Here is a 10,077-nt window from a genome sequence, read left to right on the forward strand (position 1 = left end):
GCCATAGGGAAGTAGGATGAAGCCCGTACTCGATATTAACAGTTCCGTTCTTGAACAAGCTTGGCATTGGCGCGGCGGTGGCACCGATGGCCGCGATCCGGATTTTCAGCCGGACGATCTGGTGACCCAGTTGCTCATGGCGCGCGGCGTCGACCGCGACGATATCGAACGGCACCGCAACCCGACCATTCGCAACTTCATGCCTGACCCATCGATATTCCAAGACATGGAACATGCGGCGCTGCGCTTGGCGCAAGCGGTTCAGGCGGGCGAACAAATCACCGTCTATGGGGACTATGACGTCGATGGCGCGACCAGTGCGGCGTTGCTCATCCGCCTGCTGCGTATGCTGGGGCTTGATGCCGGTTATTATATCCCCGACCGGTTGATGGAGGGCTATGGCCCATCAGGCGAAGCTCTTGTGCGCATTGGCGAAAGCGGCAGCCGCCTGATCGTAACCGTCGATTGCGGCGCGATGGCATATGACGCGCTTGCGCAAGCCAAGGCGGCTGGACTTGAGGTCATTGTCGTCGACCATCACAAATGCGCCTCAGAGCTTCCTCAGGCCTTTGCGCTCGTAAACCCGAACCGTTTGGACGAAACCGACGACGCGGCCGCCCACGGGCATCTGGCGGCGGTTGGCGTGGCATTCTTGTTGGGCGCGGCGCTCATCCGCACGCTGCGCACGCGTGGCCATTTTGCAACCCGCGCAGAACCCAAGATCATGGACTTGCTCGATTTGGTCGCGCTGGGCACCGTGGCGGACGTGGCGCAGCTCAGGGGGCTAAACCGCGCGTTTGTCGCACAAGGGTTAAAGGTGATGGCCGCACGCCGCAATATTGGCCTGTCGGCGCTCATTCAGGCGAGCCGCCTGACCCGCGCACCTATTTGCTCAGACCTTGGCTTTGCCTTGGGCCCACGCATCAACGCCGGCGGCCGTGTGGGCAAGTCGGACCTTGGCGTGCGTCTGCTCACCACCGAGGACGCGGCGGAGGCACAAGAGATCGCGCTTGAGCTCGATCGGCTCAACGAAGAACGGCGCGCGATTGAATCAGTGGTTCAGGAACAGGCCGAGGCTATGTTGGCCGGGCAACACAACCGCGCAGTGGCGTTGCTGTCGGGCGAAGGCTGGCACCCCGGCGTAATTGGCATCGTCGCGGGCCGGATTAAGGAAAAAACCGGAAAGCCCTCTATCGTCATTGCCGTGGACGAACATGGCGTCGGCAAAGGGTCGGGCCGATCAATTGCGGGCGTCGATTTGGGCGCCGCGATTATATCTGCGCGTGAGGCTGGCTTGCTTGAGGCCGGCGGCGGCCATGCCATGGCGGCAGGGCTGACCGTGTCGCATGACAAAATTGATGCGCTGGCCGATTGGTTGGACGCGCGGCTGTCCGTCGACGTCAGTAACGCATCGGGATCAAAGGCGCTTTTGATCGACGCCATCGTCGCGCCGCGCGGCCTAAACCCGATTTTTGTCGATGCGATGGAATCCGCTGGCCCCTATGGCATGGGCTGGCCGGGCCCGCGCATCGTCACGGGGCCGCTGCGCATCATCAAGTGTGATATTGTCGGCAAAGACCATGTCCGCGCGATCGTGGCGGGCGACGACGGACAGTCGTTCAAAGCCATGGCCTTCCGCCAGGGCGAGACTGTGTTGGGCCAGACAATGCTGCACGCAGATCGCGGGCGACGCTACTGGTTTGCGGGCCGCGCGAAGATCGACGATTGGGGCGCAACGCCAAAAGCGGAGCTCCACGTCGACGACATCGCATTCGCCGACTGAAATTGCGCGAACTTGGCCTTGACGAGTGCATAACGAATCCGTAAAGGCGCGGCTCGCCAAGCGATTGGCCCCTTCGTCTAGCGGTTAGGACGCGGCCCTTTCACGGCTGAAACACGGGTTCGATTCCCGTAGGGGTCACCAACTTTTTGCACGCAGCGAGCGGTGCAGGCTTGGTCTTCCGAACATATGAAAAGTTAGTGTGACGCCGTTATTCGTGCGTGCGCGTTAGACGCTAAAAGGCCAATTAACATGAAGTATTCAGTTAATACGACGCGCCCATGTCCCACTTGCGCCATACTGACATCCATGGCAGTAAACATTAACCGCGCAATTAAACAGGAATGAAGCCCATGGCCCTTGCCCATAGCGAAGCTGCGAACCCGCATTGGGTGCCGCGCAAAAAGATTGACGAGCTTGCGCATATTCCTGGTGAAAATGGCCTGCCTATTGTCGGCACGACATTCCGCGTGCTGCGCGATCCACCAGCTTATGGTGCGCGCATGGTCAAAACCTATGGCAAGGTTTTCCGCACCAACGCCTTTGGCAATCCGACGATTTCTTTGGTTGGCGCCGAGGCGAATGAATTAATGTTATTCGACCGGGAGAAGCTTTTCTCGTCTGAGCAAGGCTGGGGCCCGGTACTAAACTTGCTCTTCCCCCGCGGCCTGATGCTGATGGATTTTGACCATCACCGCATGGACCGTCGCGCGCTGGGCATCGCGTTTAAGCCAGGCCCAATGCGTGCCTACACCCAAGATATGAACCGCATTTTTGCCGAACAGTTAAAGAACTGGCGCGGTGACATGCTGTTCTATCCTGCGATCAAGCAACTGACGCTTGATGTTGCGGCGAGCAGCTTTTTGGGCATCCCGCTGGGGCCAGAGGCCGACAAGATTAACAAGGCCTTCGTCGACATGGTGCAGGCCTCGGTTGCACCGATCCGTGCGCCCATTCCCTTTACCTCAATGGGCAAAGGCGTTGCCGGTCGCAAATATCTCATCGACTATTTCGGACCACAAATTGCCGAGCGCCGCCGCAATGAAAACCGGCAGGATATGTTCAGCCAGTTTTGCCGGTCAAAACGCGAAGACGGCGAATATATGTCGGACGGCGAATTGATCGACCACATGAACTTCCTGATGATGGCGGCACATGACACCATCACGTCGTCGGTCACGTCGATGATCTGGTATCTCGCCAAACATCCCGAGTGGCAGCAAAAACTGCGCGAGGAGTGCCTCGCCATCGCGCCAGCCGGTGCGGACATCGCCTTTGCTGATCTCGATAAGTTCGAACTCACCGAATATGCGTTTAAAGAAGCGCTGCGGATGATTTCGCCGGTGCCATCGATTCCGCGCCGCGCGCTCAAAGACTTCGAATTTATGGGCTATCACATTCCCAAGGGCACATCGGTCAGCATCAGCCCGTCTTATGTGCACATGATGCCCGAATATTGGGAGAACCCCGAAACGTTCGATCCCATGCGCTTTACGCCCGACAAGGTGAAGGCGCGGCACAAATATGCGTGGGTGCCCTTTGGTGGCGGCGCGCACATGTGTCTTGGCCTGCATTTCGCCTATATGCAGATGAAGCTGTTCACACATCACTTGCTGACATCGGTTCGCGTCGAGATTGCTGACGGCTATGCGCCCGATTGGCAGGCTTGGCCAATCCCCAAGCCAAAGGATGGATTGAAGGTCCGCTTCGTTCCGCTGTAGTCTGCGACACGCAACGCACCATTAAATTCGCGCATTGCAAGCTCTGCCTGATACCGTAAAGGTCGCCGGGCTAGCATGGCCTATTCAGAACAGACAGATTGGACCACTGAACCGCGGTGGGATTTGGTCCGACGACGGGGCCTTGGTGTGGTTATCGCGCTCTTGCTCGAGGCGATCATCATTCTTGCGATATTGAGCCTCAGCATGCGGTCTGGCGGGCCAGCGGCGGGGACGCGGGGGTTAAGCACATTTTCTTTGGAGGCTGAATCGGACTCGGCATCATCGGCCGACAAGAACGAAACCAAGACGCCGGTGACCAAAGAGCAGCAACAGACCATCACGCCGCCGCTCCCGCTACCATTATTGCCGCCGGTAAATCCCGTGAAGGTCCCGCCGCCCAGCCCGGACTTTATCAAAGTGAGCAAGTCTGAATTTGACGCCATGGACCTGTCGAAATTTCCGGCCAGCGGCGGCAGCGGGTCGGGTGAGGGCAAAGGAAACGGACAGGGCACCAACGGCATGATGGGCCCGGGGCTCGGGCCCGGCGGTGCGCAGCTTTACCCCGTGGCATGGCTACGCGAACCCTATGACAGCGAACTCGCGCCCTATCTCGCTGCTATCAAGCGGATCCCCCCCGGCGCATCGGCCGACATCGCCTGCCGCATGGCGGAGCGTAACCGCGTCGAAAACTGCCAGATTATCGGCGAAACCCCGCGCGGCACCGGCCTCGCCAAAGCGCTTCGCCTCGCCGCGTGGCAGTTCCTCATAAAACCCCCGCGCATAGACAATAAACCGCAACTCGGCGTCTGGGTGCGGATACATTTTGGTTTCAAAGCGCGGGCAATTGACCAAGGGACAGCGCCGTCAGACTAGGCGCTGTCCTCTTATTTGCTTACTTGCGCGATGCGATCCACGCGTCGACTTGCTCCTCAAGCACATCCAATGGCACCGGCCCTGATTTCAGCACGGTGTCGTGGAACCCGCGAATGTCGAATTTCTTGCCGAGTGCCTTTTGCGCCTTGTCACGCAGCTCGCTGATTTTCAGGCGGCCAACCATGTACGCCGTCGCCTGACCGGGGTAGATGATATAGCGTTCGATGGCTTTCACGATGCCGCCGGGGGCGTCTGCAGAGTTATCCTCGACATATTTGATCGCCTTATCACGCGTCCAGCGTTTGTGGTGCAAGCCGCTATCGACCACGAGCCGGATGGCGCGGTGGAGTTCCAATTGCAGCCGGCCAAAATCGCGCGCCGGATCCGTGTAGAGCCCCATATCCTTGGCGAGCTTTTCCGAATAGAGGCCCCAGCCCTCGGAATAAGCCGTCACGCCGCCAAATTGGCGGAAGGCAGGCACGTCTTTTAATTCGGTTTGGATCGCCAGCTGCAAATGGTGGCCGGGGGCGCCTTCGTGGTAGAACAATGCCTCAACCTCGGTCAGTGGCATGTCCGCCATTTTATAAAGGTTGGCGTAATAAGTGCCGGGACGCGAACCATCGGGCGCGGGGCGCTGGTAAAACGCCTTGCCTGCCGATTTCTCCCGGAATGCCTCCACTCGCTTCACAACCAACGGGGCCTTGGGCAATATTCCGAACCATTTGGGGAGCAATGGTGTGACCGCGTCCTGCGCTTTTTGCGTTTCGGACAAATAAAGCGCGCGGCCCTCTTCGGTTTCGGGCGCGTAGAATTTGGGTTCCGTCCGCATATAATTGAAGAAAGCCTGAAGGTCGCCCTTCACGCCCATCTTCTTTTGGACGACACCCATTTCTTTATGGATGCGCGCAACCTGCGCGAGACCGAGATTGTGAATCTGGTCTGGCGTCATGTTGGTCGTGGTGTAGTTCGCCAAACGCTCGGCATAATAGCCCGCGCCGTCGGGGAAGCGCCAGACGCCGTCGTCGGTGCCGGCGACTTTCTCCTGCGCGGTCATTTCGGCGATCAAAGCCTCATAAGCAGGCTTTACAGCGTTGGTGAGCGCCTGCGCCGCGTCCGCAATCAAGATATCCTTTTCGATCTGCGTGATCTTCAGCTTGCCGACCTTCGCCTTGAAATCGGCAAATAATGGCGCATCAGGGCCGCCATCAAAGGGCGCCCCGGTGATGACGTTGCGCGAATCGGCGATGACATAAGGGTAGACCCATTTGGGTGGCATGATGCCTTTTGCGGCGCGCGTTTTGGCTTGGCCTACAGCCTCCGTCATTGCGGGGCCAATGCCATAGAGCCGGTTCACATAGGCGCGGGCGTCGGACTTGGTGTCGATGCGGTGGATGTTGATGAGAAAGGCGGGAATCTGGCTCTGCGCGCCGTTCATCTGATCGAAGATATAGCCATAATCATTATATTTGTACGCGCCTTCACTGCGCGCTGCGCGCTTTTCAAACAGGCGGTAGGAGAGCTGGTTTTCTGGTGACAGCTTGGCCGGGTCAAAGCGCGCGCGCATTTCTTTCAACGCCGAACGTTCGGCTTCATAATTGCGGGCTTCGGCGGCGTCGGAACCATCGTCCCATTTTCCATAATCACTGTCCCTGATGCCGCGATAGGATTTGCCGAGCGGCGATCGCGCAAGTTGCTGCGCATCATATTCTTCGAAAAACGCCATGATCGCTGCGTTCTGGTCAACCTCGGCGGCGGCTGCGGGTGCGGGTGCAGCGGTGGTCTGCGCAATGGCCGGTGTGGCCATATAGACCAGCGCCACAGCAACGGCAGAAAGGGCGGTTTGGGTTATGCGCATCGAAACTCTCCTGATTTATCTATGACAGCGTCATATCAGGCAGGTGCGGCAGGGGAAGCGGCTATTTTACAGCTTGTCGAACAAGTAGTGGTTTTGGTCGAAGTGATCTAACGGTTGCCTAGCCGCTATTGCGCAAGGCGGTCGCGATGGCGTTAATTGTCAATTGAATGCCCTCGCCAATGCGTGCGTCGGCTTCACCGGCGCGGTGGCGTTTCATAAGTTCGATTTGGAGTAGGTTAAGCGGCTCAATATAGGGCAGGCGCAGGCGGATGGAATTGTTCAGCGCCGGGTTGGCCTCAAGCAGGTGGTTTTGGCCTGTAGCATCCAGAAGGCTGTCGCGTGACGCGTGCCAGCCACCCTTGATACGGCCAAACAGATCATGCGCAAGCGCCTGATCCTCGACCAAGCCAGCATAATGCGCCGCGATGCCCATGTCCGATTTGGCCAAAACCATTTCCATATTGGCGAGGATGGTCTGAAAATAGGACCACTCACCCGCCATCGCACGCAGAAGGCCTTTGTCCGCAAAGCCGGCCAATGCCTGCCCAGTGCCATACCAGCCGGGCAGCATGACGCGCGCCTGCGCCCATGAGAACACCCAAGGGATCGCGCGCAAATCTTCAATGGCGTCGGATGCGGTGCGGCTTGAGGGCCGCGATCCGATTTTCAGCGTCGCAATCTCGTTAATGGGCGTCATCTGGCGGAAAAATGTGCGGAAGCCTGGGGTGTCATACACCAACCCGCGATAGTGATGGAAGGCGCTGGCCGAGAGTTCAGCCATCGCCGCCTTGAACCGCGCAACGTCGGCGCCGGCAATCGGGTCGCTCGACAGCGTGGCGAGCATTGTCGCCGACGCGATGGTTTCCAGACTGGTGACGGCATTGTCGACCGTGCCATATTTGGCGGCGATCACCTCGCCCTGTTCGGTAATGCGGATGCGGCCCTGCACGGTGCCCTGCGGCTGTGCGAGAATTGCACCAAAGGCGGAGCCGCCACCCCTGCCCACCGCGCCGCCGCGCCCGTGGAACAGCTGCATCGCGACGCCCGCCTCGGCAAACACATTCGCCAAGGCGCTCGATGCCTCATATAATTCCCACGTGGATGTCAGGTAGCCGCCGTCTTTGTTCGAATCCGAATAGCCAATCATCACTTCCTGATGCCCGCGCGCCTTGGCCAGCGCCTGCATCATTGGAATTTGGAAAAAGGCGCGCATGGTTTCGGGCGCGGCCTGAAGGTCGGCGATGGTTTCAAACAAGGGCACGGACATGATGGTGGCGCTTGGCTGGCCATCATCATCGATGCGATACAGCCCCGCCTGTTTCAGCATGACGTAAACTTCGAGCATGTCGGAGACGCTTGTCGTCTTGCTGATATTATAGGTCGTTATGGCTGCGTCACCGAAATCAGCCTGTGCCTTGGCCGCCGCGCGGACGATGGCGAGCTCCTTTGCCGTCTCGGCGCTATAGTGGGTCCACTCGCCTGCCAGCGGACGATTGTGCGACAGTTCGGCGACGAGCAGTGCGACCCGTGCAGCTTCATCCAGCGCAAGATAATCGGGCGTCACGCGGGCGACACGAAACAGTTCAGCGACGACGCGTTCATGCACATCGCTGTTCTGCCGCAGATCCAGCGTCGCCAGATGGAAACCGAATATCTCCACCGAGCGGATGAGCCGCGCCAATGCACCCCCGCTCGACAGCGCGCCATCGCCGTCGCTGGCGAGGCCCGACGCCACGGTGACAAGGTCCCGGCGCAATTCGTCGGGGCCGCCATAGGGCTGTCCTGAGAGGCTCGACGGGCGCGGCGGTTGATCGCCAACCAGTTTGATATGTGTCGCTGCCAGACGCGCGTAGATGCCCGACAGCGCCCGCCGGTAGGGCTCATCCGCGCGGCTTGGGGCAGTGTCGCCGCTTTTCTCGGCCAATGCCTGCACGGGCTCGGGCGTATCGCTCATCAGTGACGAGATCGAAATTTCCGCGCCAAGTTTATGGATCAGTTCAAGATAATGCCGAATGGCCGTGCCGCCGTTACGCGCAGTGGCATAGCGCAGCGTTTCCGCATCGACGAAGGGATTGCCATCACGGTCGCCACCAATCCAGGTACCGAGACGTACAAAACCCGGCGGACGACCGCCAAGCGCCTTTTCCCAACCGGCGTAAAGCTTTGGCAGCGCCGTCAGAAAGACATCCTGCATCGTCGCGCGGGCATTTTCGATCTCATCGGCGACAAACAGCTTTTCGCGGCGCAATGGACGCGTCTGCCACAGAAGCGCAATCTGACGATAAATGGCTGCGTCTAGGTCATCGCCATCTTCAGTCACCGTCTGCCCCTGATCGCGCAGCTCCATCAGCTTTGCGATCCGGTTTTTGTGGTCGATGATGCTCTTGCGCCGCACTTCCGTGGGGTGCGCGGTGAGTACAGGCACGATCAGGCTGTGGCCAAGCATCTCGCGGATGTCAGTTAGGGCGACCCCCTCCGCCATAAGCCGCGCGCAAGCTTCGGCGACCGTCGCGCCATCCTCATGCGCAAGGCCCTGCCGATCCTCCGCCAGATTGGCGAGTAGCGAAAACAGCATGAACCCGCGGACAAAGTTCAGCGTGTCATCAAGGCTGAGCGCACCAAGACCGCTGTCGCTCGCTTCGGCACCTTCAACTTTGCGAAAACGATCAACGCTCGTCGACCGTATATATTCGGTCTGCCGGAATAATTTTTCTCCGCCATAAGCGCGAATGACGTCCCCCAGCATCTTGCCGAGAAACCGGATATCCGGATTTTGCGAAATAGCTTGCGTGTTTTGACCGTTCATTGCCCAGTTTGTGCACATGGGCCGCGCATAGGCAAGCAAATGCGCTTAGGCGCGGCAGGGAATAGCTATTCCCCGATCAGGCGGGAAAGCCGGCGGATTTCATCATTTTGCGCAGCGACATCATCAACCACCGGTTTTTGCGCATCGGTCAGCAGTGCCGCCAGCCCCGAATCACCCGCATTGGCATCCGCAATCAAACCATCGAACGCGCGCACGACCGCGACCGAATCATCACGTATTTTATCGAGCCGCGACAATATAACATGCACATTAACCCAGCCTTCAGTGCCGGGGGCGCTTCCCGCTGCACGTGCGGCCACAGAGCGGACAGCATCAAGGCGTTCGAGATAGGCCGCGTGCGCGATCTGGTGCCGCGCAAGCAACGCATCGACCTGCGCCTTGAGCTCCACGGGCATGGAAACCGGCGCTGATGGCGGTGTTATGGGCGCGGTTATGGCGTCATTGTTCTCGTACGCGCGCCGCTCAAGCGAGGGAAACTGACCGTCGATACTGCCGCATGATGCGAGCAGAATGAGGGGCATCAGGCGAAGCATTGGCTTGATAATCGACATATGGGGTGTCTAAACCTGCGGCCACGCCCATGCAAGGGCCGCGCAATAGCGCTTACTGGCGGGCAAAAGGCGTTGACAGGATGAAATCCTTGGACTAGCTGCGCCCCTTCTTGCGTGACCTCCCAAGATTCGTCTTTTGGAGTAACGCGTTTGAGCAACCGCGCTTCAAAAGGGCGCTAAGCTGTAGAAACGGATGAGTTATAGCCATGTTCGCAATCGTGCGCACAGGCGGCAAGCAGTATCGCGTAGCCGCCGGAGACAAAATCGCAGTTGAAAAACTGTCTGGTGAAGCGGGTGACAAGATCTCGCTTGGCGACGTTCTGTTGGCCGGTGACGGCGACAAAGTGCAGGACGTAAACGGCCTGACCGTTTCTGCCGAAATCATTGCGCAAGAGCGCGGCGAAAAGGTGATCGTTTTCAAAAAGCGTCGTCGCCACAATTATCGTCGTAAGCAGGGCCATCGTCAGTCA

Annotated in this window: 7 protein-coding genes and 1 tRNA gene; 5 read left to right on the forward strand and 3 right to left on the reverse strand. The window is 59.0% G+C overall.

Translation table 11 applies throughout. The annotated features are described in order from the left end of the window. Positions 1 to 16: 16 nt before the first annotated feature. From recJ to ACIQZK_RS02475, 4 genes are all read left to right on the forward strand, one after another. A complete protein-coding gene (recJ, locus tag ACIQZK_RS02460; protein ID WP_397574758.1) occupies positions 17 to 1,783 on the forward strand; it encodes a single-stranded-DNA-specific exonuclease RecJ in 1,767 nt (588 codons plus the stop codon). 66 nt (positions 1,784 to 1,849) lie between these two features. Continuing rightward, positions 1,850 to 1,924 (forward strand) — tRNA-Glu (locus tag ACIQZK_RS02465). A 209-nt stretch (positions 1,925 to 2,133) separates the two neighbouring features. Continuing rightward, entirely contained in the window at positions 2,134 to 3,501 is a 1,368-nt protein-coding gene (locus ACIQZK_RS02470; protein ID WP_397574759.1) for a cytochrome P450, read from the forward strand. A gap of 75 nt (positions 3,502 to 3,576) precedes the next feature. Beyond that, positions 3,577 to 4,374: a hypothetical protein gene (locus tag ACIQZK_RS02475; RefSeq protein ID WP_397574760.1), complete on the forward strand. Its 798-nt coding sequence runs from the start codon at positions 3,577 to 3,579 to the stop codon at positions 4,372 to 4,374. A gap of 19 nt (positions 4,375 to 4,393) precedes the next feature. Here the strand turns inward: ACIQZK_RS02475 and ACIQZK_RS02480 are convergent, their stop codons facing one another. From ACIQZK_RS02480 to ACIQZK_RS02490, 3 genes are all read right to left on the reverse strand, one after another. Then, positions 4,394 to 6,229: a DUF885 domain-containing protein gene (locus ACIQZK_RS02480; protein WP_397574761.1), complete on the reverse strand. Its 1,836-nt coding sequence runs from the start codon at positions 6,227 to 6,229 to the stop codon at positions 4,394 to 4,396. A gap of 118 nt (positions 6,230 to 6,347) precedes the next feature. Further along, entirely contained in the window at positions 6,348 to 9,035 is a 2,688-nt protein-coding gene (ppc, locus tag ACIQZK_RS02485; protein WP_397574762.1) for a phosphoenolpyruvate carboxylase, read from the reverse strand. Between the two features lie 65 nt (positions 9,036 to 9,100). Continuing rightward, the gene (locus ACIQZK_RS02490; protein ID WP_397574763.1) at positions 9,101 to 9,607 is read right to left on the reverse strand and encodes a hypothetical protein; all 507 of its coding nucleotides are present in this window, start codon (positions 9,605 to 9,607) and stop codon (positions 9,101 to 9,103) included. Positions 9,608 to 9,813: 206 nt separating this feature from the next. On the opposite strand from ACIQZK_RS02490, the gene rplU reads away from it, so the two are divergent. Then, the coding region (gene rplU / locus ACIQZK_RS02495; protein WP_397574764.1) for a 50S ribosomal protein L21 at positions 9,814 to 10,077 on the forward strand (264 nt) is incomplete at its 3' end.

It is taken from the genome of Sphingorhabdus sp. (genome assembly GCF_044338195.1).
Classification (GTDB): Bacteria; Pseudomonadota; Alphaproteobacteria; order Sphingomonadales; family Sphingomonadaceae; genus Sphingorhabdus_B.

Excerpts from the sequence above, each read along its gene's own strand:
- ACIQZK_RS02480 (WP_397574761.1), bottom strand. The coding sequence starts at position 6,229 with ATGCGCATAACCCAAACCGCCCTTTCTGCCGTTGCTGTGGCGCTGGTC.
- ACIQZK_RS02490 (WP_397574763.1), bottom strand. The coding sequence starts at position 9,607 with ATGTCGATTATCAAGCCAATGCTTCGCCTGATGCCCCTCATTCTGCTC.
- recJ (WP_397574758.1), top strand. The coding sequence starts at position 17 with ATGAAGCCCGTACTCGATATTAACAGTTCCGTTCTTGAACAAGCTTGG.
- ACIQZK_RS02470 (WP_397574759.1), top strand. The coding sequence starts at position 2,134 with ATGGCCCTTGCCCATAGCGAAGCTGCGAACCCGCATTGGGTGCCGCGC.
- ACIQZK_RS02475 (WP_397574760.1), top strand. The coding sequence starts at position 3,577 with ATGGCCTATTCAGAACAGACAGATTGGACCACTGAACCGCGGTGGGAT.
- ppc (WP_397574762.1), bottom strand. The coding sequence starts at position 9,035 with ATGAACGGTCAAAACACGCAAGCTATTTCGCAAAATCCGGATATCCGG.